At 62.5% G+C, this 25,295-nt stretch carries 23 protein-coding genes; 9 read left to right on the top strand and 14 right to left on the bottom strand.

Going from position 1 to position 25,295, the window contains the following annotated elements:
- Positions 1-43: 43 nt before the first annotated feature.
- From V5B40_RS14150 to V5B40_RS14140, 3 genes are read left to right on the top strand one after another with little or no spacing between them, the layout of a single operon-like run.
- Complete coding sequence (locus V5B40_RS14150) at positions 44-1,021, top strand: glycosyltransferase (RefSeq protein WP_332355096.1); 978 nt, start codon at positions 44-46, stop codon at positions 1,019-1,021.
- Positions 1,022-1,074: 53 nt separating this feature from the next.
- Complete coding sequence (locus tag V5B40_RS14145) at positions 1,075-3,840, top strand: glycosyltransferase family 29 protein (RefSeq protein ID WP_332355095.1); 2,766 nt, start codon at positions 1,075-1,077, stop codon at positions 3,838-3,840.
- Positions 3,837-4,184 (top strand): capsular polysaccharide export protein, LipB/KpsS family, encoded by a 348-nt coding sequence (locus V5B40_RS14140; RefSeq protein WP_332355094.1) that lies wholly within the window; start codon positions 3,837-3,839, stop codon positions 4,182-4,184. Before V5B40_RS14145 ends, V5B40_RS14140 begins: the two co-directional genes overlap by 4 nt.
- A 121-nt stretch (positions 4,185-4,305) precedes the next feature.
- Here V5B40_RS14140 and V5B40_RS14135 read toward each other — a convergent pair whose 3' ends face one another.
- The 6 genes from V5B40_RS14135 to V5B40_RS14110 all read right to left on the bottom strand — a co-directional run bounded on the left by V5B40_RS14135 (position 4,306) and on the right by V5B40_RS14110 (position 9,209).
- Positions 4,306-4,509 carry a hypothetical protein gene (locus V5B40_RS14135; protein WP_332355093.1) on the bottom strand — a complete coding sequence of 68 codons (204 nt, stop codon included), beginning with the start codon at positions 4,507-4,509 and terminating at the stop codon, positions 4,306-4,308.
- Positions 4,510-4,960: 451 nt separating this feature from the next.
- On the bottom strand, positions 4,961-5,782 hold the full coding sequence (gene istB / locus V5B40_RS14130; protein WP_332353599.1) for an IS21-like element helper ATPase IstB: 822 nt from the start codon (positions 5,780-5,782) through the stop codon (positions 4,961-4,963).
- Complete coding sequence (locus V5B40_RS14125; RefSeq protein ID WP_332353600.1) at positions 5,775-7,187, bottom strand: Mu transposase domain-containing protein; 1,413 nt, start codon at positions 7,185-7,187, stop codon at positions 5,775-5,777. Before V5B40_RS14125 ends, istB begins: the two co-directional genes overlap by 8 nt.
- Positions 7,093-8,088, bottom strand: a complete 996-nt coding sequence (locus V5B40_RS14120; RefSeq protein WP_332353601.1) for a ParB/RepB/Spo0J family partition protein — start codon at positions 8,086-8,088, stop codon at positions 7,093-7,095. The genes V5B40_RS14125 and V5B40_RS14120 overlap by 95 nt, the downstream gene beginning before the upstream one ends.
- An 86-nt stretch (positions 8,089-8,174) precedes the next feature.
- Positions 8,175-8,606 carry a hypothetical protein gene (locus tag V5B40_RS14115; RefSeq protein WP_332353602.1) on the bottom strand — a complete coding sequence of 144 codons (432 nt, stop codon included), beginning with the start codon at positions 8,604-8,606 and terminating at the stop codon, positions 8,175-8,177.
- Between the two features lie 324 nt (positions 8,607-8,930).
- The gene (locus V5B40_RS14110) at positions 8,931-9,209 is read right to left on the bottom strand and encodes a hypothetical protein (RefSeq protein WP_332355092.1); all 279 of its coding nucleotides are present in this window, start codon (positions 9,207-9,209) and stop codon (positions 8,931-8,933) included.
- Positions 9,210-9,594: 385 nt separating this feature from the next.
- On the opposite strand from V5B40_RS14110, the gene V5B40_RS14105 reads away from it, so the two are divergent.
- Positions 9,595-11,682, top strand: a complete 2,088-nt coding sequence (locus V5B40_RS14105) for a helix-turn-helix domain-containing protein (RefSeq protein ID WP_332353771.1) — start codon at positions 9,595-9,597, stop codon at positions 11,680-11,682.
- Here V5B40_RS14105 and V5B40_RS14100 read toward each other — a convergent pair.
- The 6 genes from V5B40_RS14100 to V5B40_RS14075 form a co-directional block, all read right to left on the bottom strand.
- Complete coding sequence (locus tag V5B40_RS14100) at positions 11,677-12,297, bottom strand: hypothetical protein (protein WP_332355091.1); 621 nt, start codon at positions 12,295-12,297, stop codon at positions 11,677-11,679. The genes V5B40_RS14105 and V5B40_RS14100 overlap by 6 nt on opposite strands.
- Positions 12,298-12,469: 172 nt before the next feature.
- Positions 12,470-15,070: a patatin-like phospholipase family protein gene (locus V5B40_RS14095; RefSeq protein WP_332355090.1), complete on the bottom strand. Its 2,601-nt coding sequence runs from the start codon at positions 15,068-15,070 to the stop codon at positions 12,470-12,472.
- 215 nt (positions 15,071-15,285) lie between these two features.
- Positions 15,286-15,546, bottom strand: a complete 261-nt coding sequence (locus tag V5B40_RS14090; protein WP_332355089.1) for a hypothetical protein — start codon at positions 15,544-15,546, stop codon at positions 15,286-15,288.
- 145 nt (positions 15,547-15,691) lie between these two features.
- Entirely contained in the window at positions 15,692-16,504 is an 813-nt protein-coding gene (locus V5B40_RS14085; RefSeq protein ID WP_332355088.1) for a peptidoglycan recognition protein family protein, read from the bottom strand.
- 1 nt (position 16,505) lies between these two features.
- Positions 16,506-16,640, bottom strand: a complete 135-nt coding sequence (locus V5B40_RS14080) for a hypothetical protein (RefSeq protein WP_332355087.1) — start codon at positions 16,638-16,640, stop codon at positions 16,506-16,508.
- A 205-nt stretch (positions 16,641-16,845) separates the two neighbouring features.
- Positions 16,846-17,427, bottom strand: coding sequence for a hypothetical protein (locus V5B40_RS14075; protein WP_332355086.1), 582 nt, complete (start codon positions 17,425-17,427; stop codon positions 16,846-16,848).
- 395 nt (positions 17,428-17,822) lie between these two features.
- Here V5B40_RS14075 and V5B40_RS14070 point away from each other — a divergent pair, with 395 nt between their 5' ends.
- From V5B40_RS14070 to V5B40_RS14050, 5 genes are all read left to right on the top strand, one after another.
- Positions 17,823-18,140, top strand: a complete 318-nt coding sequence (locus V5B40_RS14070) for a chemotaxis protein CheB (protein WP_332355225.1) — start codon at positions 17,823-17,825, stop codon at positions 18,138-18,140.
- Positions 18,040-18,837 (top strand): CheR family methyltransferase, encoded by a 798-nt coding sequence (locus V5B40_RS14065; RefSeq protein WP_332355085.1) that lies wholly within the window; start codon positions 18,040-18,042, stop codon positions 18,835-18,837. The genes V5B40_RS14070 and V5B40_RS14065 overlap by 101 nt, the downstream gene beginning before the upstream one ends.
- Entirely contained in the window at positions 18,803-19,366 is a 564-nt protein-coding gene (locus tag V5B40_RS14060) for a CheR family methyltransferase (RefSeq protein ID WP_332355084.1), read from the top strand. Before V5B40_RS14065 ends, V5B40_RS14060 begins: the two co-directional genes overlap by 35 nt.
- A 161-nt stretch (positions 19,367-19,527) precedes the next feature.
- Positions 19,528-20,631, top strand: a complete 1,104-nt coding sequence (locus V5B40_RS14055) for a PAS domain-containing protein (protein WP_332355083.1) — start codon at positions 19,528-19,530, stop codon at positions 20,629-20,631.
- Positions 20,632-20,635: 4 nt separating this feature from the next.
- On the top strand, positions 20,636-22,921 hold the full coding sequence (locus V5B40_RS14050; RefSeq protein ID WP_332355082.1) for a putative bifunctional diguanylate cyclase/phosphodiesterase: 2,286 nt from the start codon (positions 20,636-20,638) through the stop codon (positions 22,919-22,921).
- 23 nt (positions 22,922-22,944) lie between these two features.
- On the opposite strand, the gene V5B40_RS14045 is transcribed toward V5B40_RS14050, so the two are convergent.
- Together V5B40_RS14045 and V5B40_RS14040 are read right to left on the bottom strand one after the other, a co-directional pair.
- Complete coding sequence (locus V5B40_RS14045) at positions 22,945-23,310, bottom strand: LysR substrate-binding domain-containing protein (protein WP_332355224.1); 366 nt, start codon at positions 23,308-23,310, stop codon at positions 22,945-22,947.
- Positions 23,311-23,422: 112 nt separating this feature from the next.
- Positions 23,423-25,264: an IS1634 family transposase gene (locus V5B40_RS14040; protein WP_332353577.1), complete on the bottom strand. Its 1,842-nt coding sequence runs from the start codon at positions 25,262-25,264 to the stop codon at positions 23,423-23,425.
- Between the last annotated feature and the right edge of the window lie 31 nt (positions 25,265-25,295).

The following is a 25,295-nucleotide window of genomic DNA, read 5'->3' as shown; positions in this document are numbered from 1 at the left end:
GTGCAACCGCAATCCACAGCTCTTTTGGCGGGACCCTTCCTTCGTGTATCGCTGCGAAAACCTGGGCCTGGCGCTGCAGAAGCTCGGTCACCGAGTGACCTGGCTGCATTGGTCACAGCTGCGCCCCGGGCAGCGCTTCGACGTGGCGGTCTTTCATCGCCCGCGCTATTCCCTGATCTGGCGATCGCTGTTGTGGTGGTTGCGACGTCAGGGGACGACCGTGTTGGCGGATGTGGACGATCTGATATTCGATCCGCAGCTGTCGCGCTACAGCCCTGGCGTCGTCAATGAGCAAATGGCGCTGCCGAAGGTCGCGCGGCAGTTTGCCGAGCATGCGGCCGCACTCGCCTGTTTCGACCGGGTGAGCGTTTCGACGGAGGCCTTGGCGGCGCATGTACGACGTTGTTTTCCGGACGTGGCAGTTCGGGTGTTGCCGAACGCGGTACATATGAGCTGGCGAGATGCCAAAAGGGATTGCGGAGCAACTCCTGATCAGCCTGTGGTGACCTATTTTCCCGGCACGCGCAGCCATGATCGAGATTTCGATGTGTATGCTTCGGGAATCGAAAGCTTCCTGCACGCCAATCCTCGGGCACGGCTGGAAGTCACCGGTCCGTTGCGCTTCGACCTGCGAGCTCGCCAGGGTCAGGTTGTGCACCACGAAAAAGTCCCCTTCGCTGCCTTCGCTGAACGTGTGCGAACGGCATGGGTCAATCTCGCGCCGCTGGAAGTGACGCCGTTCACCCAGTGCAAGTCGGCGCTGAAAGTTCTGGAAGCGGGCTTTTGGGGTACACCGACCGTCTGTTCGCCGCTACCCGATGCCGAGCGCTTTCTCCCCTGCGGGGCGCTGTTTGCGTCCGATGCTCAGGAGTGTCTTGCCGCGCTGCAGAAATTGCTCGTGCCAGCCTGTTATGCCGCGACGACCCACGAACTCTCGGCACGAGTGCTGGCGCAGGCTGACGTCTGGCGGAATGCAGACGCTTTCCTGCAGTTCGTCGAGGGAAAGTCCCGCGCGGCGTGATGACGATCGCGAATCCGAAAGCAAACTGGCTTGGCTGGCGTGGGCAAAACTGCTTGCCGCGCTGGACGCGTTGGGCGCCGCTGGCAGTGCTGGCATGGATCGCACGGCGCCGCCGCGTGGCAGGTTGGTACGACCAGCGCACGCTGCGCCTGTACCGCAGAATCTGGGCCCGGGGGCGAAGTCCGCAGCGCTTGTTGGGCTATTTGATGTTTCGGCGTGATCTGGGGCGGCCGTTGGCACAGCGGCATCGACCGTTGCTGGCGCAGGCATCAGAGCAGTTGGCTGGGTCGCAGCAGCGGATGGCATTTGATTTGCTGACTGAGGCGGGATACCCGCCAGGAGAGCGATTCGGGAACAGTCCGGCGTGTGAAATCAAGTGTGAAATCAAGAGCCGTGTACGACTCATGCAAGGAGAGTGGCGCGAGCAGTTCGCTCGGTGGCTGCTGGACAGAAGTGCACATGGCCTCTGCGTGCTTGGCAACGGCGGGAGTCTGATCGGCTCCGGCCTGGGTAGTGAGATCGATAGGCATGGTGTGGTGGTGCGCTTCAACCAGTTCAACGGGGGCTCCAGTCGCGCGCTCGATATTGGTGCGCGCGTCGATGTGTGGGTCACGGCGCCGGGATTTTCGGGTCCGGTGCCGCAAGGGGTGCACTGGGTGGTGGTGAGCGGCCCGGAAATGGCGTTCAGACTTCAGGATTGGCGCCGATTTGAAGCGTCCTGGCAGGACGGAACCCGGCTGCTGACGGTGCCACTGCAAACTTGGTCCGAACTGGTGAGAGCCTTGCAGGCGCCGCCCAGCGCGGGGCTGTTGTTTCTGGCTTGGGCGAAGTCTTTGCTGGGATCGTGGTCAAGTGTTCGTGGCATGGGTTTTGGCAGCACGGCTAGCGGATCGCTACCCTATCATCATGCCAATGGCCGTCGACTGGCAGGGAGTCGTCACAACTGGCCCGCAGAACGCATGCTCCTGCGGACTTGGCAGCAGCAGGGATTGAATGTCGAACTTTCGGCGGAAGCCTTGACCACGGCGGTGTTCGGCACCACGTCGCGCGCCATGGCGCGCCTGCCGGGACTTCCGGCCTTGCTTGACGCGGAAGTCACGTTTCTTGGCCTGACGACGCGCAGGCAGGGGCTCTCCGGGGTGCTTGCCTGGGGCCGCAAGCCGAGTGCGGCGAAGGCAGAGAAAGTCGCCAAAGGCCTTGGCATGCCGGTCGTGCGCGTGGAAGACGGGTTTCTGCGCTCGGTAGGGCTGGGCAAGAGTGATCCGCCGCTTTCGATTGTCGTCGACGATCTCGGCATCTACTATGACGCAGGCAATCCATCGCGCCTGGAAGAGCTGGTCGCCACCGCGCTGACGGATGGCCGGCAGGTCCGGGCGCAAGCTTTGATCGCGCGCTGGCGGGCGGCTCGGGTGTCGAAATACAACCACGCGCGAGAATGGTTGCCGCCGTTGCAGGCACCCATTCAAGACCGGGACGTTGCGTCGACACCCCCATGCTCCGGATCAGGCGCGAGTGCCGCGCACTTTGTCGGGGCGCGGCGCTACGTGTTGGCGGTCGATCAAACGGTCGGTGACGCTTCGATCCGCTATGGCTTGGCCGACGCATCCAGTTTTCACGCGATGCTGGCGGCCGCGTTGGCCGAGAATCCTGATTGCCAGGTGCTACTCAAAGTCCATCCCGAGGTGGCGGCGGGAACCAAGCTGGGGCACTTCGATCTCGTCGCCTCGGCCAGGAATCCCAGGGTGTGTGTTCTGGCGCAGGATGTTCATCCGGTGATGCTCGTGGAGAAGGCCGAGGCGGTTTATGTCGTGACCTCGCAAATCGGTTTTGAGGGCTTGCTTTGGGGAAAGCGGGTGCGCAGCTTTGGCATGCCTTTCTATGCCGGCTGGGGCCTCACGGTGGATGCTCTCAAGGCGCCTTCGCGGCGCCGGCCGGTGCCGCTGGAGAGCCTGGTGCATGCGACGCTGGTGGACTATGCGCGCTATATCGATCCCGAAACAGGCCAGCGCTGCGAAGTGGAGCGCCTGCTTGACTGGATGGGTCTGCAGCGCCGGATGCGTGAGCGTTTTCCGCCTGAGATAGGGGCGATTGGTTTTTCAGGGTGGAAGAAGCCGATTGTCAGAGATTTCTTTCAGGGGTCCCGGGTGCGTTTTGCCGGCACCGCTGACGCCCTGCCTGAGCAGGCAGTGGTGGCAATCTGGGGGCGCAAGGCGCTTCTTCCCGCGCTTCCCTTGGTTACTGAAAAGACCGGGATTGTCAGGATCGAGGATGGCTTTCTGCGCTCGGTGGGGCTGGGAGCGGATCTGGTGCGTCCCTTGTCATGGGTGATGGACGGACGAGGGATTTATTACGATGCAACTCGGCCTTCAGATCTTGAAGTGCTGTTGCAGACCGGTAGTTTCGAGGCGGACCTGCTGGCGCGGGCGCAGCTCTTGCGGAAGCGCCTGGTTTCGACCGGCGTGACCAAGTACAACGTCGGAGGAGGGGGGTGGTGTCGACCAGCACAGACTCGCAGGCATGTACCACTGCCGCAGGCGTCCGCCTGCTCCGCAGCTGCCCGCGGTGGGAGTTCGGCGGGGTCGCCTTTGACGCGAGTGATTCTGGTACCCGGCCAAGTGGAGTCGGACGCTTCTCTCGCTTATGGTGCCCCAGGTATTCGCCGGAACCGGGATCTGCTTCGCGCGGTACGCCTGGCCAGTCCCGATGCCTATGTGATCTACAAGCCACATCCCGACGTCGCGGCCGGCTTGCGCCGTCAGGGAGAGGAAGAGGAAGATGCCGCTCTTGGTGTGACGAAGTGGTGGTGGATGTGGCCATGAGTGATTTGTTGAATGAAGTCGACGAGGTGCATTCTTTGACTTCGCTGACCGGCTTCGAAGCGCTGTTGCGTGGCAAGAAGGTGGTGTGCTACGGGCAACCGTTCTATGCCGGCTGGGGGCTGACCGTAGACCTGATGCCGCCGCTTCGGCGCACGCGCACGCTAACACTGGATCAGCTCGTTGCCGGCGTACTGATCATGTATCCGGCCTATTTATCGCGGCAGACGGGCAGGTTCACCACTCCGGAGCGAGCTGTCGATGAACTCCTGGCCTGGAGGCAGGAACGTAGCATTTTTCTGAACATCTGGCGGCGCATGATTGGCCGCTTGTTCAGGAAGGATTGAAACGGCCAACGGTGAGAATCGTTAAACGTTCTGTTTCTGCAGGGCGTTTGTTCGCCATTCTTTGCCCGGCTGGCTGATCAACTCGTTGCTGACGGCCACCGCGTCTTCAAGATCAATTCGGTCATGAACGTTCACGCTCGCGTTCTTTCCGATTCTCGATCTCTTTGTCCATAATCTGAATTCCGTCCGACAGCCCGGGCAGGTCGATGCCATTGTTGACCAGAGTGCCTTGCAGCGTGTTCCGAAAGGTCTCCAGCTGCCAGGGCGCCGTCGAGTACTCGATCCCTGCCTCGGCGCTCACGAAACCTGACCCTTTTTCGCTCACTGGAACGGATCCAGGAGATGCGCGGGAGTCTGCGATCTGCACGATGTCGGCAGTGATCGAACGAAGTGTGGCAGCGGCTCGGCGACACGCTCCGTCCGATGCAGATCTTTTCTTTTTTGGGGTGATGGATGCGCTTGGCGCGTGCGGCAGGAAAGCCTCGGAGCTGGGTCAAGGGCAGGCTGCGGCTTTTTGCAGCCTGGCGAAGCCTCCCTTGACGCAGCGGAGGGGCACGAGACTGAGGGGTGGCAGTAAGCGCGGCAGTATCGGGCTTACTGCCATGGAGACCGGTACTCGTGTGTGTGTCGAACTCGCCCCGATCGCCGCTTCAGCCACTGACCATCGTGACCCTCCCGGCGCACGCTCTGGGCGCGAGTGGGCGAGTGGGCGAGTGGGCGAGCGGGCGAGCAGGTCGGCGGCCGGCGAGCGCGTAAATGCACGCGCCGTCGCGCCTTCAGGACGCTGAGGACTCGTCCGTTGGGGCGATGTTCCTCGACGCCGAGCGTTTAGCCGCCGCTGTCGAGGCCTCGGTCGCGATCGTCGCAGCGCTTTCAGGTTCACTGCGCAGAGAAGGTCCGCTCAAGCGCAGAATGATGCAACGGTGCTGAAGTCGGTCGAGCAGCGCATCGACGAGCGGCTTCTTCTGAAACAACTCGTACCAGTCGGGCAGATCGAGATTCGTAGAAATCATCGTTGACAGCCCCAGGCTATAGCGCTGATCCATCAGGCGGAAGAACGCGTTGACCTGTTCCGGTTTCAGATTGAGGTAGCCCAGCTCATCGATGGCGATCAGCGGCATGCGGCACAACTGGTTGAGAAGCCCCACCGTCGAGCGGTCGGCGAGCGAAGCATACAAGGCATCGAGCAAAGCCTGCGCGTTGTAGAAGCGCGCGCGATAACCGTTCAGACACGCCTCGCGGAGCAGTCCCACCGCGATCCCGGACTTGCCGGTCCCTGGCGGACCGATCAACAACACGTTCTCGCCCCGGCGCAGGAATTCCAGTCCGGCCAGCGTCATCACCTGCGCCTTGTTCACGCTCGGCTGACGCGCGAAAGGAAAGGACTGCAACGTCCACGGCCAAGGCAAATGCGCCTGGCTCAGGCGATAAGCGAGACTCTTCTCTCGCCGTGCCGCGTCCTCCGCGCTGAACAAACGAAAGAGCGCCTCCGGAACCGGCGTCCCCTGCCGCTCGGCCCGGTCGAGTTCCTCATCGAGCACTGCCGCCATCCCCGACCAACGCATCTGCGCGATCAAGGCTTTCAAACGCTCACGCATCGTCGTCACCCCGGTCCAGATTGAAGAAATCCCCCGCCACCTGCTGCAGGATCATGTGCTCCAGACGACCCAGGTCGAACAGCCCGAACTGCAGCGCCTGCGCCACCGCCGCCAGCAAAGGCCCCTTCGGATAGGTCCGCTTGAAGTCCAGCAAGCGACGCAGGGGCCGTACCCCCCGGCCATGCGCCTGCCGGACCAGCGCCGCCACGTACGCATCGAGCAGCGGATCGTGCCCCTGCAACAAAGCCGCCTCGCGCGGCGGCGTGCGCGGCCGGGGCTGCGGTGTCGGGTGATGCCCGGGCAGCTTCTGCTTCGCATCGCGCACGCCGAGCAGACGGGCATGCACGGCGAGCAGCTGCTCACCCCGGCAGACCCGCAGCTCGGTCGCATACAGATAGACGCTCAGCGCCTTGCCCACCCAGCGTTCGGGCACCGAATAGCGATTCGTCTCAATCGACACGAAACCTTGCAGATCGACCACCCGCTCGACGACCTGATAGACCGGCGGCAGCACCGCCGGCAGCGGCTGCAGACAAGGCTTCTCCACGACGTAGGCGGCGCTCGGCGCCACGCCCAGCGCCCGCTTCGGTTTGGCGTTGGCCACGTTCTCGCACCAGGCCAGCACCTGCTCGTTCAGGTCGGCGAAATCGCGAAACGTCCGCCCGGCCAGGAAATTGCCTTCGATCCAGGAAAAAGGTCTTTCAATCCTCCCCTTGCGATCGGGATTGTTCACCGGGTGCGCACGGAAAGCGAAACCCAGTGTGCGTGCCAGGGCCACCACCTCGGGTGCGAACACGGCCTCGTCGCCGGCTCCGGCGACGACAATCACGCTGGTATTGTCGATGACGCAGGTCGCACAGCTGCCGGCCATGAAACGGACGGCATCGAGCAGGAACTGCTTGGCCTCGAAACGCGTGAAACGCGCAAAGTACTGAACGAAGAGCCGCCGCGAATACGCCAGGATCAGTGACGCGCATTGCGCCGTCAGCGGCTTGCCGGCCAGGATCACGCGATGCGGCGAGGTATCGTGCTGCATCTCCTGGCCCGGGGCGAAGTAATACGCGCCGGCACGTTTCGGCGGGGTGCGCAGATCGGCTTCCCGGATCCAGCGGGTCAGCGTGCTGTAGCCCGGACGAAGGCCCATTTCTGCCGCCAGCATCTCCTGGATGCGGGCCCCATTGCCGCGCGCGCGCTCGAAGGCCGAGGGCAGCCAAAGCCGAACCGGCGCCGGACAGCTGGGTTCACGCGTGCCGGCCGCTGGCATACCGGGCGGGGAAGCCGCCGGAGAACGCAGGATGCGGCGAAGGGTGTTACGCGACAGCTTCAACAGCCGGCTGATCTCGCGTAACGCCAGACCTTGCTGATGCAGCGTCTGGACGGCTTGACGAATCTCGGGCGATTTCATCGGGGAAAACCTTCCTCAGGTGGCACTGGAGAAACGCCAGCGCCGGTTGCAAGGCGCCGACCGCGGCGGTGACGGCGGGCGGCAGGTCCGCTGGCGAGGGCGCCAGGGCGGACAAACGTCGAGCCAGGCGGGCGCTGACCGCGTCGAGAATGCGGATGTCGGCCAGCACCTCGCCTTCCGGACCCTCGCGCAGGCGATCGGCGTTCTTCTCGTCGGCCTTGGCGGTCAGCGAATTGAGCAACAATTGCGGGGCCTCGACCATCCGCTCGCGCACGGTCCGGGAAGCGCCTTGATACTGCGCGAACCAGGTCACCAGCTGCCGTGTGGTCAGCGGCGCCGTGCGCAAACTCTCCAGTAGCCGTTCGGCGTGGGCGCTGTTGGCGCGCGCCAACGGGCCGAGAATCCGGACCGCCGCCCAGGTGGAGACCTTTCCCTGGCGTACCGCCGTCAACACCGCATCCGAGAGGACCGTCACGAGTTGCAGGCGGCGACTGACCCAGCTCACGTCGCGACCGCAGCGGCGGGCGATTTCATGCTGGCTCAGGGGGGCGCTGGCGATCAGTTCGCGCAGCAGCAGCGCTTCTTCGATCGGCGCAAACGCGCGGCTGCGGGTTCGTGCCAACACGCCCAGCAGGCCTTGCACCGGATCGCCGTCCCAGCATTCGACCTCGGCCGTATCCTTGCCGAGTTGCCGTAACGCGGCGACGCGTCGATAGCCGTCGAGCAGGATCGCCGAGTTTCCCTCGCCGGCCACCGCGATGCACGGGACGAGCTGGCCATTGAGCGCGATCGACTGGGCCAGATGCGTGATCGCCGCCGTATCCAGCACCCGAAGCTCGGCGTAGCGCAACTCCAGGCGGTGCAAATCCAGAGTCTGGGCCGTAGCGGCCGTGTGATCCATGCGCTTGACCTCCTATGGCATCCAGCCTAGCAAGGCGGCCACCGCAAGGCGATCGAGTCCTCTCTTTGCAAGCCGCGGCAGGGGTTTCATGGCGAGGCGCAACCGGCTGAAATAACGGTGATTTCGACCATCCACGCGTCCATCTTTGCAAACGACGCGTCCACCACCGGCGACAAACGATAAGTGCCTGATGGCAAAGCAATTCCCGCCTTTGACGCGTCCATCTTTGCAACGCCGGTCGGGGCGGGCGCACGTTCCCGCTGCCGGGCCCGATTGCGTGCGACGTACTCCGGATGCTGATCTCGATACGTGCGCCAGTAGTCGGGGTGACGCTCCACCCAGGCCTTCTGCGCACGCTTCTGGTTCTCGCGATAGTCGGGATCGCTCTGGCGCTTGGCCGCCTGCCAACGCCGCCGTCGTTCGCGCTGGCAGGCGGCGGCGGAACAAAAGCATTGGTCGGGATTCTGCGGACGCGGCCGGAACGGCTGACGACACGCCTCGCACTGTCGGAATTCCATGACGGTTTCTCCCCACACGACGTCGTGCGGGAAGAATGGGCCTGTGCCGTGCTTCCTGTCGCGGTGCCGGAGATCTGGCGAGGCTTGAGCGCAACCTGGCGGCGGGCGAACTGGGCGGACGCGGCGAGCTTGGCGAAGGGGGCTTCAGCGCGCGATCAGCAGAGCGGGCAACCGGGCTTCCGCCCGCTGACGCATGCCCAACCGGCGTGGCCTACCGACCGAGCGTGGGGGACTACGAAGTTCGGTTCCCGGGAATCGCTGCGGACCTCAACCAGGGCTCACTGGGTCACGCTTGATGGGTCAGCTTTGGTGAGCAAGAGCGGGTCAGTTCCGGGGAGCGTCAAGGATCCCTGCCACTACCTGCCTGATGAAGCCGTCGTGATCGCAGCGGTACAAATGGATCTCGGCAAGGTCGTAGAAGCACCACGGCGTATCTGCGGGAGGCGTGGCTTGCGTCTGCGCCTTGCGCATCGATTCCGCGCGCTCGAGCCTGTCGCCGCTGGGGCCCAGGTCGATCTTGAAGCGCCTGCAGCGTGGCCTGGCTTGCTGCAGCTTGCTGGCGCAGCGGATCGTGAGACTGATCGGGCGGAAAGGCCAGTGCACCGCCGTCGCGGGGGGGCTCCGGCTGGCCGCCCCATTGCAGACCTCCCGGAATTGCGACTCAGACGCCCCGCTAACCGCGTGATTCAAAAGCCTTATCGTCGTTTTTTGGACCTTCGTCACGCCGGGAACGGAAAACGTTTATTGGACAACGATGCTTATATCCTATTGTAAATACGCAATAACAAGTGCAATAAGCATAAATCTCATGCTAGAATCGCGTCAGGCAGCGGGGACCTGGGGGTGAGGGGTGACGCAGAGCGAGTTATTGGAACCAGCGGTTAAGCAGGAAGGCCGTTTCGACTTGGGCAGAGGCTATTGTCTGCACCTTCCGCGTGGCCCTCGCAGCCAGGGTGACCTTTATCATCATGGCAGTCTGAGCAAACGGGTGAATCTTGCCGACAAGGCCGAGCGGCGCCTCCTGGTGGTTGAGTTATTACAGAGGAAGCTGAACCAGACGCGCTTGGCCGAGGTGCTCAATCTCAGTCGCCAGACGCTGCACAACTATCGCGAGTGCTATCGGCTCTTTGGGGTGACCGGCCTGCTGCATGGCTATAGTCCGAGCCACAGCGTGAGCGAAGAACGGCAAGGTCGGCTGCATGTTGACAAACGCCGCCCCGGCTCCAAGGCCCGCGAACTCGAAGCTTTGCGGCGTGCCGAGAAGAGGCTGACCGCGGAAGTAACACAAGAGGAACTCGCGTGGGATGGCGAAGCCGCGGCGCGGTGTGCGCTGGAGGAAGCGCCCCTCGAAGAGGTCGTGCGTGTCGATCAGCCGAGCCGCCAGACAGTCGCGGAGCAGGCCTCACCGGAACAGGTTCCCGCCGCAGTGATCGAGCTTCCCTATGCGGAACACCATGACTGGGAAGCCAGCCGCTATGCCGGCATTTTCCCTGTCTTGCTGGTCCTGATGAGCCAAGGGCAGTGGATGCAACGACTCTCCCAGCTGTTCGGCAACGGTTGGCGCATCTTCCAGGTGTTCGTGCTGATGGCGGTGCGTAACATCCGCTCCATTGAGCAGCTCAAACATGAGCGGCGCGAGGAGGCGGGACGGCTCCTGGGCTTGGGGCGGCTACCCGCTCTCGACACGCTGTGGTCCTGGTTCCATGACGTCGCCGGCAAGTCGCGGGCCGAGGCGCTGTTGAAGGCGTTTTTTGCCGATCAGATCCGCTGCGGCCTGGTCGCCACCCGGCTGTGGTTTACGGACGGTCATCTCTTGCCTTATACCGGACAGGACAAGGTGCATGCGGCCTGGAATACACAGCGGCGGATGCCGATGCCCGGACAGACCAATCTGGTCACTTGTGACGAACAGGGGCGCATCGTCTATTTCGACATTCAGGAGGGCAAGGGAGACCTGCGCGCTCAGATTCTGAAGCTTGGCGAGTATGCGCGACAACAGTCCCTGGGAACCCCGCCGGTACAGGTCTTCGACCGTGAGGGCGATGGGCTGGGCTTTTTCAGCGAACTCGTGCGCCGCCGCACCCCCTTCATCACTTGGGAGAAGAACGCCAATCCTGCGCGGCTCAGGGCCTTGCCGGCCGCAGACTTCACGCACAGCGTGTCGATGAACGGCACGGATTATCGCCTGCTCGAAGAGACCAAGGCGTGCCTCTACCCACCTAAAACCGATCCCGATCCCGATCCCGATCCCGATCCCGACACCGGCATGGCCGAGCTGGCGCATACGTTCGACCTGCGTCGGGTGGTGTTGTGGAATTTGCGTACCAATCACCGCATCAGCGTGCTCTGCTGGGACGCTGACCTTCAGTGGTCGCCGCAAGAGGTGCTGACCGCGATGCTCAGTCGCTGGGGCGCCTCGGAGAACACTTTCAAACACCTCAAGGGGCGTCATCCCTATCATTACCATCCGGGTTTCGGCTTGGCCGAGAGCGACAAACAGGACATCGCCAATCCCCAGATCAAAGGGCTTGCGCAGCAGATTGCGAGCACCCAGGGCCATCTCGCCAAGCTTTACAAGCAACAGGCCAAGACTCAACCCAGCTTCAATCGGGACGGAAGTGAGCGCCACAACAGTCGGCATCGGCGGCTTGCTGCGGCCATCGCCGTGAGCGAAACGCAACTCAAACAACTCCAGGCTGACAAGGCTCGCTTGCCCGAGCGCGTCAATGTCACGGGGCTGTCCGATTACCGCTCCTTCAACGCCATCGATAACGAGGGCAAGAATCTCTTCGACTTCGTCACGAGTTCCGTATGGAACGTGCGCCGCCAGCTTCTCGATTGGCTTGACGACAGCTATGCCAAGGATAGCGATCGGGTGGACCTGCTCTATGCGATTTTCAACTGCCATGGCTGGGTACGCAGTGACGAACACTGGGTGGTCGTTCGCCTGGAGCCGCTACAGCAACCCGCACGCCGTTATGCCCAAGAACAGCTGTGCCGTAAGCTCACTGGTCTCGGCGCCAGGATCCCCGGCGGAAAATGGCTGCGCATCGAGGTCGGCCAGTCTCCGCTATGAGACGGCCTTCGCCGACCTACTGTCCAAAATTAGACCACGTTCCCCGGGGATTCCGGGAGGTCTGCATTGTGACCGCAGAGCGAGGCGAACCGGGCTGTCGAGGCGATTTCGTTTGAGCGTATCGGTGAGCACCCTGGTGATCAAGTCGCGGGACTCGTCGGCGCCGGGGATGGTCGGGTCGCAATACTCGAAGACCTTGATCGTGGCGATGTCGAAGGGAATCGATTGTCTGCCCTGTCGAAAGATGACCGTGCCCGCTTCCTGGGTCGCGTGCCGCGCGCCGATTTCGTAGAAGACGTTGGGATTGAAGCCACTGATGTCCGCGAAGGCGACGCGGCTGTACATGATGTACTCGAACATGTCCTGGTTGATCGAGCCCGAAAAAGCCTCCATGTCCGTCGGCTTCGGAATCAAGGCCTCGCCTTCGGGCGTCCTTGCGGCGTTGATTGCGGGTTCGAAGAGCTGTTTGTAGATCGCCGTGAAATCGACCTCTCGTCCGTCGACCTCCTTGCGCCCAAAAGGCATGATGACGAAGCAGGTGCGTTCGAGGTCCTCGATCCGTGAAGCTTCGTGGCCTGTGCATGGGTCGGACTTGTTGCTCTTGTCGTGGCTCATCGTGACCTCTCCCGGTTCCGTGTTTGCGCTTCTCCGCAGAGTAGAGATGGGGTCGTGGCCGTCGACTCCCATCGCCAGTTTGCAAAGTGCGCAAAGTGCACACTCTTCCTGGTGAATGCAACTCTCTCTCCCTTGGCAAGGGCTCGATCGACTCCTTGGTGAGGAATCCGGGCTACGGCAGCAAGCGCTCGATCCGCCCAAGCTTCAGGAACAGTTTGTCGAAGAAAGCGAGGTGGATCTTCGCCGCGCTGAACCCGATGAGCGCCATCCCGATCCCGAAAAGAATCTTCCTCACCGTCTCACGGAAGCGCGCGATGCGCATGACGCCCTTGCCGACAACCGCGCTCGCAATCAGGACCAGCAGCAAAATGCCGATCGTCTGGTAGGTGATCACCGCCTCGTCGCGCCACTTCCACAGGCCCCACGCGGCGCAGGCAGCGAGGACGGCAATAAGGATCCAGCCGAGAATCCTCAGTGGCGGGTACAGCTTCCAGACCTTGAATGCTCCCTGGTTGGCCACCGAGAGCAACTCCAGCAGCTTGCCGGAGTCGTCGGCGCGGTCCATCGCCGGCTCCACCGCGAGAAACGGCCACTGCACGGCTTCCTCCGCAGGAGCTTCGCAGCCGGACACGGTGCGCGGGAACTCGAATTCGGTCATCCGGTAGCCGCTGACCATGAGCGCGTAGGCTTCGCTATCCGAAAACGAGTCGAGGTCGGTTCGGATGGCCGCCAGGCGTCGCTGCACGCTCTTGCGAATACCGTAGCGCGTGCGTGGGCCGCGGAGCTCTGCCGGGCGGGCGTCGTCCGACGCCTCGACCGGCTCGTCGCACCCGGCCCAGTTGACCGCCTCCACGTCGAGGTCCTTCTTGAGGTGGACGAACATGAAGCCGCGCAGCAGCGACGTGCTTCGGCGCGCGACCAGATCGTCGTACTCCGCTTCGCGCACGCGCGACATCAGGATGCTGTTCGAGCGCAGGGGGACGCCGATGACGCTGTTGCTCGGCTCGTCCTGCGACTCCATCTGCCCGCTCGCGTCACTCACCAGCAGCACATTGCAGTCCTGCTCCAACAGGCCGACGACACCCTGGTTGTCGTGCACGCCGCCATCGACGAGTCGCACCGTCTTGTTCGCGTAGACGCCGCGCAGCACGATCGGCTCGAACAGGCCGGGAACGCAGGCCGAAGCCCCCACCGCAGTCCCGAGTCGAACGCCGCGTCGCTCGCCATCCTTCATCTCGATTCCCTGCGCGTCCGCGTAGTACACCCGACGCAGCCGGTAGTTCCCGTCGACCGCGGGGTCGACGGACCACGGCGACTCGCCCATCCACGACGCCGTGAATTGCCAGTTGTGACCCGTGTTCAGCGTCGTCGCGTTCAGGATCAGCGTCGGCACCTTGTTCTTGCGACGCCAGTTGTCGCGTCTTGGCGTGAAGTCCGTCGCGCAGCCCTTCGGCTTCACGAACAGGTCCGTCATGAAGCGTTCGCTCCCCCCCTTGCCGTCCTGAACGCGCGCGTAGAGGCACTCCTCGTAGAGCTCCCCCAGCCGGTCGGAGCGCGAGTAGCTCGGGCGGAAGATCATTTTCAGGTTGGTGAGCAAGGATGCGCCGAGACGCGAACGGATGTTCTCTTGGACACCCGCCAGAAAATCCCGCGCCACGCGTTGGACGACATCGATGTAGTCCTGGCGCGTGATGTCGACGTCGGTCTTGGACTCGAGCAGCTTCTGCACCTCGAGGTAGTAGTGGGCCCCGAGAATCGAGCCCCCCGAGACGCAGGAGATGACCTCGACGTTGCGCAAGACATCGAGCTCCGCGAGCCGCGCGAGGACACCTATGTGGTAGAGGGATGCGCGGAAGCCTCCGCCCGAGAGGGCGAGACCGAACTTGCCGAGGTATGCCGATTGCAGGCCGAGCGCGTCGTCCCCGAGGAAGGCGAGCAAGGCCCTGCCGGCCGGGGAATCGCGGAACGTTTCGCCGCTGCCGACGTCGCCCGCGGACTGGAGTCGCGCCAGTTGCATGAGCTGCTGGGCCGTCGACTGGAACTCCCACTCCGAGACACCCTCGATCGCTGCCGCCCGTCGCAGCCATTCGCTCGCCTGCTCGTAGCGACCGAGGCCGAAGCAGGCCTCGGCTATGGTGCAGACGAACCACCACTGCCCACAGACGCTGTTCCCGGGCGCCTCCGCGCCTGGCACGAGCGTCTGGATGATGTCCTCGCGAATGGTGCGCGCCAACTTGCGATACGCCGCAGCGGTCTGCGCGGTCAGCCCGCCTTTAGCGTCCGCCGCGGACTCCACGCCGAGCAGGTCGGCGACGTAGGCGGCATTGATCGCGGTGTAGCCTGCATCCGGCTCGAGGCCTTCCTCGTAGCCGCGGCGGTAGAAGCTGAGCGACCATTCGAGGTGGTCGCGCTGGGCGTCGACCTCCCACATCCGCTTGTGGATCGCACCGGCAAGCCCCAGCGTCTCCTGGTCCTTCGTCGCGCCGAGGTCTTCGCCCGTTGCGAGGATCTCGAGTGCGAGGTCGAAGCGCGTCGACGCCGGCAGGTCGGGGTCCTTGTACGTGCAGAGGGCGTGTTGCTGGCGCAGCCAGTTCGCCAGCTTGGCGTCGTCGACCCGGCTCTTGCGCGCGCGCGCCAGGACCTTGCGCGCGTACCCAAAGGCGTGGTCGTGCTTGAGTTGCTTCACCAGAATGCACGAATCGGCGGCCGAGATCTCGCGGCCACCGAGCACTTCCTTCGCGAACTGGACAGCGGTCTTGTCCTTGAAATTCATCGTCTTTCCTCCACGCTGATGGCGAACGAAAATTCTGTCAAAACGAGCCGAACGACCGGCCTACGGCAGCAGCCCCGGAAAGATGTCAAATCCAAGGAGACCATGAACCGAATACGAGTCTTCATTATGGTCAGGGCAGGGCACTCGGAGACCTCGGGGACCGTGGACGATTGCCAACTGGGCTGCCTTGCGTTTCGAAAACTCCTGGCAAAGGATTAGATGTAGCACGCCCGATCGAGCCAGCCGAGCTTGTTCAGCGCGCGCAGCTCACCCCGTGTCGCCGTAGCCGAACGTGTTCCACCACCAGAGAAGGCGATACCGCAAGAGGGACGATCCTTGAGCCACTCCACGCTCACTCGTGGATCGTCCCTCTCGGGAAAAAAGCCGGACTCCGACTCGATCTTCCAGGTATGGATCGGGACCTCGTCAAAGCGGTCGGCCGCGCATGCGGAAGAATACAATAGGCTTGAAAACATCAGCCCACCGAGACACGCAAGCGCGGGAGATTTTCTTGTTTTTCATTAAACGCTCCATTGGATTGGCGAAAGTGGGTGGTGCTCCTTCAGTTTGCTCCTTGCCTGTTCGGACCTTTGGTAATTCCTTTGCGCGCCTGCGTTTGCCCTATGCTCGACTCAGCACCTCCCAGGTTTTGGGACCGACAATGCCGTCGGGAACCAGTTCATGCTGGCGCTGGAAGCGGCGCACAGCCGCCTCGGTCAGGGGGCCAAAGTCGCCATCGACCTGCAATCCGACAAAGCCAAGCTTTTTCTGGAGCTCCTGTACCAGGAATATCGGATTGGCCGCGGCAGAACGGCGGAGCGTTGGTCTGCCCGCCGGGTCCTTGTTCGGGATTGGCGCTGGAACTGGTGTCGTACCGTCCATGATCGCCGCAATTTCTTTGCGGAACTCGTCCATGTCGATACTGTGCGGATCGATCTTCCGACCCTCGGGACGGCAATATTCCTTATGCGCACAGCACATCTCTGCCTTTTGCCCGATATGCTTCAAAATGGCCGCTATGCCGCGACGGTAGGCGTCCAATTGCACGGCTGGCCAAGGGTCGTGCATTGGATCCCCGGGTTTGCCGATGCCCGTGTTTTCCGCCTCGATACCGATGAAATGGTCGTTACCGTTGGTCACGCTCCGCCACTCTCCATTCCCTGCGTGGTTGCTGCGGCCCGCTGCAATGACGTAAAAAGTTCCGTCCCTACCCAAGCCAAGCTGTGCGAGAGGCCCCGCGAGACCTGGACGGCCGTTGGTGAGCACCTTGAGACTGGGCATGTTTCCGGTCTTCGGTCCGACGGTGTGGTGGCACATGACCCCTTTGATCGTGCGCATTTCCCGAGTGCCGTGATTTGGCCAGCCGGGTTGCTCGGCGACCTTGAGACCGGCGTTCTTGAGTACAGTAGGTAACCAGGTTAGTTGGAATGGCATCTCAGGCTCCTCCTCCGACAGCGGCGGGTAGATCTTCGTCCGGCGTTTGGTCTGCATCGTCGATGCTGGAACAATCGCATCCCTCCAGATTGTCCTCGGTCTCATCGCCTGCGGTCACGTCGTCTTTTTCAAGCATGTCGCACCTCACTGAATTCATGGATTCGTGGATAAACCAATGCTGCCGGGATCTGCCGGCAAGGGACCATGCGGGGAGTTGGAATGTCGTTTTACCTCCAATCAATAGTTTTGAAATATTGAAAATCAGTTTTTCCTGCCCGTTGGCCTACGAGGCAGGTTGTCAGTCCAGGCTTGCGCGGATAGCACGGAAGAAGCACCCCTGGTCAAGGGCTCCACTGGTCATGAATCACAGCGACCAGCAACCAGACGCCGTCAGCCTTTTCGAACACCAGACGCAGTGCGGCCCAGTCGAACTCCGCTACGCCTTTGCCGCTAACAGGTGAGAAGTAATACTCGACCCGGGTACCCTGTGGATAGACTGCAGCCGCGTTGTTGCTTGTGTTGCCTCTGGCGCGATCACTGTCGACGCTCACGGTGGACGAAGCAAGGAAGTCGTGGTCGAGTATATGGCGTTCGGCATAGGTGCTTGGGTTGAGTTCGATCGCATCTCCGCTGCCATCGACAAAGCCCCAAGCGTATATCTTGCGGTCTTTCCAGAACTGAGCCGCCTGAGCGGCGGAGAAAACGATATCTTTCTCCATGTCCACGTAGGCACTGGACGAAAAGCGCACCCCTTTCTTTGGGTGAACCCGTGCGGCAAGGCTTTTTCCATCGCGCGCCACGAAAGCCCTGAGCACGGCTCCCGACGCTTCCAGTACCTCGCTGTTGGCTCGCTCGACGCTGCTGGCTTGTGATTTCACAGGCTGCACATCCGTGCACGAGAACATCGCGAAGACCATGGCCACGAGGGCCAAGTCTGAACAGGCTCGTTGAAGTCGCATCAATGGGTAACGCCCGTAATGGCTCGACAAACTGCTTCGAGCAAGTCTGTTTCTGTCTACTCCTGATTACCGCCTTCAGGGGCCAATGAGTCTATCCGCCGCATCTTCCCGACAAATCAACTAAATCCTGAGCGTGAGGTGCAGGATGATCAGCATCTGGGAGCACGTCAACCCCGGGTTAATAAAGAATTTTTATGCGAGGCTCTGTTTTGACATCCCGCCACCTTACGAGGCGCCACGCAACCGAATAGCGACAGCCTTGTCCACCGTGGCATGAGCCTGAAGGAGACGCGTATTTGACTTTGCCGTTAGGTGGCGTATCTTCCAGCGCGACGATAAGCACACAAGAGGGACGGCGGATGCAAGGTGGAAAAACGACGGGGAAGACCACGCCGCAAGCTTCGGTAACGCCACCGAGCGACTCCGATTTACCCGCGAGCACCCCGGACACTCCCTTCCCGATCGTCGGCATTGGCGCCTCGGCCGGCGGGCTGGCAGCGTTCGAAGCCTTCTTCTCCGGGATGCCGGCCGATCACGACCCGGGTATGGCTTTCGTGCTCGTGCGCCATTGGCGTCGTGCTCGCCGGCACCGGCAGCGACGGCACGCTGGGCGTCCGGGCGATCAAGGCCGAAGGCGGCATGGTTATGGCCCAGGAGCCCGGCTCCACCACTTTTGACGGCATGCCGCGCAGCGCCATCGCCACCGGCCTGGTGGATTGGCAGCTGCCGCCGGCCGAGATGCCTGCCCAGATCATCAGTTACGCGACGCACGCTTTCGGCCGGCTGGCTCCGCTGCTTTCCGAACCGGCACCCAAGACCCGGGACGCGCTTAAAAAAATCTTCGTCCTGGTGCGCGCGCAGACCGGCCACGATTTTTCCCAGTACAAGATGAGCAGTATCCACCGTCGCATTCTGCGCCGCATGAGCCTGCACCAGATCGAGGCGCTGGACGGCTACGTCCAGTACCTGCAGAAGACACCGCAAGAAATCGAGGCGCTGTTTGCCGACCTACTGATCGGCGTGACCAGCTTCTTCCGCGATCCGGAGGCCTTCAAGGTCCTTGCCGGACGGATCATCCCGCAGTTATTCGCCAACAAGCCCGAAGGCGAGGTGGTCCGCGTCTGGGCACCGGGATGCTCCACCGGCGAGGAAGCCTATTCGATCGCCATCCTGCTGCTCGAACAGATGGAGGCGATCGAGCACAGGTACGCGATACAGCTTTTTGCGACCGACATCGACGCCCGGGCGATGGCGACCGCGCGCGCTGGCCGTTATCCGGCGAGCATCGCCAGCGACGTGTCGCCGGAGCGCCTGGCGCGTTTCTTTACCCGGGAACCGGATGGCTGCTTACGTGATCAACAAGAGCGTGCGTGACCTGTTGATCTTTTCCGAGCAGGACGTCTGCCAGGATCCGCCGTTCTCGCGGCTGGACCTGATCAGCTGTCGCAATCTGCTGATCTATTTCGGCCAGGAGTTGCAGCAGAAAGTCATTCCCCTGTTCCATTACGCGCTGAATCCCGACGGCGTACTGTTCCTCGGCACGTCGGAAAGCATCGGCAATTTCACCGATCTGTTTGCCGTGGTGGACAGCAAGGCGAAGCTTTACCAGCGCAAGGAGGGGTTTACTGGCGCGGCACGCCCGGGCCTGGGCTGGTTTCTGCCGTCCCGGCCGGCACGCTACCGAAGCGCTGCACGGACCGCCTTCCCGATGAAAGTGCCGCTGCGCGAGGTCACCGAACAAGCCATCCTGCAGCACGTCGCGCCGACCTGCGTATTGGTCAACGCGCAGGGCGACATCCTCTACCTGCACGGCCGCTGCGGCGCTTACCTCGAGCCGCAGCCCGGAGAGTCTGGCGTCAACAACGTCATCAAGATGCGCGCCAGGGGCTGCAACACGAACTGAGCAAGGGCCTGCATCAGGCGAGTTGCAGCAAGGCCGCCGTCCGGGCCCCGGGGCTGCAGGTCAGGACCAACGGCGATTTTACGCGTGTCAACCTGAGCATTCACCCGCTGACCACCGGCCCGGCCGCGACCCCGCAGGCACCCCTGTACCTGGTCTTCTTCGTGGACGCCGCCGCGGCCGATCCCGAAGTGCCGCCGCAGGCGGCCCTGCCGATCGGCGCCGGCGCCGGGCGCGCCGACGCGGCAGGCGAGCACAGCGAAGCGGACAGCGACGCCCGCATCGCGGCCATCGAAGACGAACTCCGGGCCAAGGACGAATACCTCCAGAGCATGCAGGAGGAACTCGAGACCGCCAACGAGGAGCTCCGCTCGTCGAACGAGGAAATGCAGTCGGTCAACGAAGAGCTGCAATCGACCAACGAAGAACTGGAGACCTCCAAGGAAGAGCTGCAGTCGCTCAACGAGGAACTGGCGACGGTCAACAGCGAGCTGCAGGTGAAGGTCGGCGATTTGTCGCAGGCCAACAACGACATGAACAACCTGCTTGCCGGCACCGGCATCGCGACGATCTTTGTGGACGTGCACCTGTGTATCCTGCGTTTCACTCCGGCCGCCTCGTCGATCATCAACCTCATCCCGAGCGATATTGGCCGCCCGGTGGCGCACATCGTCGCCAACCTGGTCGGCTACGACCGTCTGGTGAGCGACGTGCAGACGGTCATCGACACCCTGGCACTCCAGGACGCCAAGGTACAGACCGTCGATGGCCTGTGGTACCTGATGCGCATCCGACCGTATCGCACGCTGGACAACGTGATTGGCGGCGCAGTGATCACCTTTGTCGACATCACCGAAATGAAACGGCTGGAAGACTCGCTCATCCAGGCCAATGCGCAGCTTCGCCGCCTGGCCGTCGTGGTCCACGACGCGTCCGACGCGATTACCGTCCAGGACCTGGAAGGCCGCATCCTGTCCTGGAACCCGGCGGCGGTGAAGATGTATGGCTGGAGTGAGGCCGAGGCGCTGCAGATGAACGTGCGCGAGCGCATCCCTGCGGAACTGCGCGAAGAGGCCTTGACGCGGATCCGTCGCTTGAGCCGTGCCGAAGTGCTCGAACCGCACAGGACGCAACGCTTGACCAGAGACGGCGCGCTGCTGGACGTGTGGATCACGGTCACCGCGCTGGTCGACGAGGGCGGGCAGATGTACGCCGTGGCGACCAGCGAGCGGGCCAACAAAACGGCAGTCGGCTGCTCCGAGGGATGACGCCATGTCCCGCAAAGGTCAGCGCCATCACCCCTCGATGCCGTCCCTGGCCAACGACGCGCTGAGCGCCGAGCAAGCCATTCGCCAGCGTGCCGAGGAGGCGCTCGGCCAGCAAACCGATCGCGCGCTGGAAGAAGACGCAAGCCTGTCACGCGAAGCGATCCGCGAAGCGCTGCTTGAACTGCGCGTGCATCAGATCGAACTGGAGATGCAGAACGAAGAACTGCGTCGGGCGCAGCTTGAGCTGGAAGCCGCGCGGACGCGCTATTTCGACATTTATGACCTGGCCCCGGTCGCTTACTGCAGCGTGAGTCAGGCCGGGCTGATCCTGGAAGCCAACCTCACCGCGGCGACCCTGCTCGGCGTCGCCCGCGGCGCCCTGGTCAAGCTGCGCTTCAGCCGCTTCATTCGCAAGGCCGACCAGGATGTCTTCTACCTGCACCACAAACAGGCCTTGTCAACAGGCCAGGCGCCAGGCTGCGACCTGCGCATGCTGAAGTTTGACGGGCAGCCATTCTGGGCGCATCTGGAAACCGCGACGGCGCAGGACGCCGATGGCGCGACGGTGTTGCGCATCGTCATCAGCGACATCACCGAGCGCAAGCGGGCAGACGCCGATCTGCGCATTGCCGCAGTCGCCTTCGAATCACAACACAGCATGATGGTCACCAATGCCCACCACCTGATCCTGCGGGTCAACCGGGCGTTCACCGAGGTCACCGGCTACGCTGCCGAGGAAGTCGTCGGCAAGACTCCCGGCATGCTGTCATCGGGCCTGCACGATGCGCACTTCTTCCGCACGATGTGGAAGACCATTCACAGTACCGGCATCTGGCAGGGAGAAATTTTTGACCGGCGCAAGAACGGCGAGGTCTATCCGACCTGGCTGACGATTTCTCCGGTGCGCGACGGCGCCGGCACCGTGACCCATTACGTGGCCACGCATTTCGACATTACCGAACGAAAGAAAGCGGACCGGAAGATCGCCGAGATGGCTTTCTTCGATATCGTCACCGGGGTGCCGAACCGCGCGCTTCTGCTCGATCACATGAAACAGGCGATGACCGTCAGCGAGCGCAACAGGACCTTCGGTGCGCTGCTGTTCATCGACCTCGACCACTTCAAGACGCTCAACGATACGCTGGGACATGACCAGGGCGACCGGCTGCTCAAGACCGTCGCCCAGCGTCTCGTCGCTGGCATACGCGAGGGCGATACCGTGGCGCGACTGGGTGGCGACGAGTTCGTGATCCTCCTGGAGAACCTCAACGCCAACATCGACGAGGCGGCGACGCAGACCGAGATCGTCGGCGAGAAGGTTCTCGCCGCCCTGGCTCGCCCCTACCTGCTTGGCGCCGTCGATCATCGCGGCACGGCGAGTGTTGGCGCGACCTTGTTCCGCGGGCACGAGACATCGATCGACAACATCTTGAAACAGGCCGACATGGCAATGTACAAGGCCAAGGAAGCGGGTCGCAACAGACTGCATTTCTTCGACCCGACGATGCAGATCCTGGTGCTCAGGCGCGCCGAACTCGAGGCGAGCCTGCGGGGCGCTCTTCGCGAGAGCCAGCTCGAGCTGCACTATCAGCCGCAGTTCGCCGGCGACGGCAAGCTGATCGGAAGCGAAGCCCTGTTGCGCTGGCGACACCCCGTGCACGGAACCGTCGCTCCCGCGGAGTTCATTCCGCTTGCCGAACAGACCGGGCTCATTCTGGCGCTGGGGGACTGGGTTCTCGAAAACGTTTGTAATCAGCTGGCCAAATGGGCCGATCAACTGCCGCTGAACCGGCTCGCGGTGGCGGTGAACGTCAGTGCACGGCAGTTCCGCGAAACGGACTTCGCGGACAAGCTTCTGGCGATCCTCGGTGCGACGGGCGCCAATCCGAAATACTTGACGCTGGAGCTGACGGAGAGCCTGTTGGTGCATGATGTCGATGATCTGGTCGAAAAGGTATCGCGGCTGAAAGCCCGCGGTGTGGGCTTTGCGCTCGACGATTTCGGTACCGGCTATTCGTCGCTGTCCTATCTGAAGCGCTTGCCGCTCGATCAGGTGAAGATCGACCAGTCCTTCGTGCGTGATGTGCTTGACGACAGCAACGACGCGGCAATCGCCAGGGGCATCGTGGCGCTGGCTCACAGCCTGGAGCTGGAGGTGATCGCCGAGGGCGTGGACAGCGAAGCGCAGCGCGACTTTCTGGCGAGTGCCGGCTGCGACGCTTATCAGGGCTATTTCTTCAGTCGAGCGCTGCCGGTAGACGATTTCGAGGCCTTCGCGCTGCGCGCTTGATCCGCGTGTGCAGCGCTGGATCATCACCACTCCTCCAGCCATTTTCGCAACTCCCGGGACGCCAGATCGACAAACGCCCTCAGCTTGGGTGGCATGAAGCGCTGGCGAGGATAGACAATGTGGAGCGGATCGGCTTGCGCCTGCCATTGCGGCAGGACTCGCATCAGTCGGCCATGTTCGCATTCCGGACGACACAGATAGACTGGCAGCAGGGCAACGCCATCGCCAGCCAGCGCCATTGAACGGATCACCCGCACATCGTTGACCATCACCTGGCCGGACATCGGAATGGTCACGCTGCCATTGCTGTCGTTCAGCGTCCAGGCATCCTTGCCGACGGGCGTGAATTGCAGACAACAATGATCGAGCAGCGCTTGCGGAGAATCCAGCGGCGGTGCCGATTTTAGCCCCTGTTTAACCTACCCCAAAAAACCTCTTGCATAATCAATTGCTTGCAGGGCAAATGAATTTCTAATGGCACAACAAGCGCGTAATGTGCTGTCAGGCGATCAGTTTTCGGAGTCCTCCGGGTTGTGAGTGGATGCCCAAGGCGCGATAGATGGCCATTTGCTCTGGCTCGGCGTTGGTGGCCTTGCGGACATGGAGCGTGCGGCCATCGCGCTGGCGGAAAGTCGTCGTCGTCCGGCACTGCATCGAGAGGGTCTCGCGCAAAGTCGTCCAACTGTCGTGAATGCCAGCCGCCTTCAGCTTGACGCGAAGGAACTGCACGCACTGGTAAGCCAACACGGTAATGAACAGATGGCCGTCGGCGCGATCTTCCTTGTGATGGTAGATCGGGCGCAAGCCCAGCTCGCTCTTCAGGCTGCGAAACACACTTTCCAGGTCAGTCAGCAGAGTATAGGTGCGCCAGAGCCGCTCTTCATCCCAGTCGAGTTGATTGGTACGCAAGCAATAAACGCCTGGGTGTGTCGCCTGGCTCCCCTCGCGGGGCACCTTCTGCCAGGTGATCCCGGTGACGCGCTTGCCCGACTCGTCCGTCACCAGGTTTACCGTGTAATGCTGGCTGGTGCCGCGACTCTTCTGCTTCAGTCGACCGAGTCGTTCGAGCAATTTGTCTGGGCGTTTCTCGGCACGCGGTTTGGCCAGGCCATCGAGCATTTGCTGCAATCCGGCTTCGAAGCGCTGGCTGAAGGATTCGAGCATTGCCTCCTCCTTGAGTTGGCGACCCGGTGAATGGCAATTCAACTGAAGCTCTTGACCGTCTTCACTGAGCGTCTTCTGCAAGCGCAACGGTTGCTCGTCGGCGGTCTCGATCGTGATCGCCTGTGTTTCATCGAACTGCCGGGTTCCCCCGCGACGAACGACCAGGTAGCGATAACCGTGTTCGACCAGCCAGGCGACATTGGCTTCGCTGGCGATGCCCGCGTCCATGATCACCAGCGCCCCTGCCGGGGCGGCCAAGCCGGTCAGCATGCCGGCAAGCGTGCCGGCTTCGCTGACATTCCCTTCGAAGGTCTGAGAGCGGCGCACAAAACCACTGCCGTCGAGCACCAGGCCAAGGGTCACCAAGGGGCAATCGCTACGCTTCTCCTTGGAACGGCCACGCTTGGCCTTGCGATTGCTCGGGACTTCGCCTTCGAAGTAGGTGTTGGTCAGGTCGTAGAGCGTGATCGTCTCTTCCAAACCAAAGAGCGTGCGAACGCGGCCAAACAAACGTGCTTCAATCACCTCCCGATGCTTCATCAGGACGTCCGAACCCCGGTAAAGACCCATGTGTGACATCGACAGGAAGTCGACGTCGATCAGTTCGCCCAAGGCGCTGTGCGTCTGCAGCCAGTTCCAGGTTGCCCGCTCGGAGCCCGGATGGGCCATTCTGCCGATCAAATTGCCGATAATCGACGCCCGCAGAACGCCATTAACGCCCAACTCCCGCAACTGGTCGATGATGCCCAGTTCGGCCAGCGCATGCAGGCCGACGTGCTCGACGCCGACCGAACGCGGCTGCATCGTTTGCAGCGAGTCAACATCGACTTCGACGAATGTCGCCGGCGGACGCGGGTTTTCGGCAGGGTCGCTGGCCTCTGTCGCCGACGCGTCGCTCATCGGCGCCCGCACGATCAGCTGCCCGGCGTAGCGCTGGGCCGCACTTTCGATATGACCTGTGCATGGCAACGGCAGCAGCGCTTCCTGGGGGTGTAGCAACTGTTCGATACGACGACACAGTATCGGCCAGTCTTCCTGCTTGATCGCGAAATTACGCCCGAGATTCAGCAGGGTGATCTGACGGACCTTGCCTGCGATGCGTTCGCCACGCACCAGCCGGTAGGTGAAGTAGCCCTCGCCGGTGACCTTGTTGTTCGTTCGTGTCTGTCGGATATACATGCCCACGATCGTACAAGAAATGCAAGGGAAA

It is taken from the genome of Candidatus Accumulibacter meliphilus (assembly GCF_036625345.1).
Classification (GTDB): Bacteria; Pseudomonadota; Gammaproteobacteria; order Burkholderiales; family Rhodocyclaceae; genus Accumulibacter; species Accumulibacter meliphilus.
The sequence above is the reverse complement of the archived record's forward strand: the minus strand, read 5'-3'. Positions and strand labels throughout refer to the sequence as shown.

Excerpts from the sequence above, each read along its gene's own strand:
- V5B40_RS14140 (WP_332355094.1), top strand. The coding sequence starts at position 3,837 with ATGAGTGATTTGTTGAATGAAGTCGACGAGGTGCATTCTTTGACTTCG.
- istB (WP_332353599.1), bottom strand. The coding sequence starts at position 5,782 with ATGCGTGAGCGTTTGAAAGCCTTGATCGCGCAGATGCGTTGGTCGGGG.
- V5B40_RS14125 (WP_332353600.1), bottom strand. The coding sequence starts at position 7,187 with ATGAAATCGCCCGAGATTCGTCAAGCCGTCCAGACGCTGCATCAGCAA.
- V5B40_RS14120 (WP_332353601.1), bottom strand. The coding sequence starts at position 8,088 with ATGGATCACACGGCCGCTACGGCCCAGACTCTGGATTTGCACCGCCTG.
- V5B40_RS14115 (WP_332353602.1), bottom strand. The coding sequence starts at position 8,606 with ATGGAATTCCGACAGTGCGAGGCGTGTCGTCAGCCGTTCCGGCCGCGT.
- V5B40_RS14100 (WP_332355091.1), bottom strand. The coding sequence starts at position 12,297 with ATGAGCCACGACAAGAGCAACAAGTCCGACCCATGCACAGGCCACGAA.
- V5B40_RS14095 (WP_332355090.1), bottom strand. The coding sequence starts at position 15,070 with ATGAATTTCAAGGACAAGACCGCTGTCCAGTTCGCGAAGGAAGTGCTC.
- V5B40_RS14090 (WP_332355089.1), bottom strand. The coding sequence starts at position 15,546 with ATGTTTTCAAGCCTATTGTATTCTTCCGCATGCGCGGCCGACCGCTTT.
- V5B40_RS14085 (WP_332355088.1), bottom strand. The coding sequence starts at position 16,504 with ATGCCATTCCAACTAACCTGGTTACCTACTGTACTCAAGAACGCCGGT.
- V5B40_RS14080 (WP_332355087.1), bottom strand. The coding sequence starts at position 16,640 with ATGCTTGAAAAAGACGACGTGACCGCAGGCGATGAGACCGAGGACAAT.
- V5B40_RS14070 (WP_332355225.1), top strand. The coding sequence starts at position 17,823 with ATGCAAGGTGGAAAAACGACGGGGAAGACCACGCCGCAAGCTTCGGTA.
- V5B40_RS14060 (WP_332355084.1), top strand. The coding sequence starts at position 18,803 with ATGGCTGCTTACGTGATCAACAAGAGCGTGCGTGACCTGTTGATCTTT.
- V5B40_RS14050 (WP_332355082.1), top strand. The coding sequence starts at position 20,636 with ATGTCCCGCAAAGGTCAGCGCCATCACCCCTCGATGCCGTCCCTGGCC.
- V5B40_RS14040 (WP_332353577.1), bottom strand. The coding sequence starts at position 25,264 with ATGTATATCCGACAGACACGAACGAACAACAAGGTCACCGGCGAGGGC.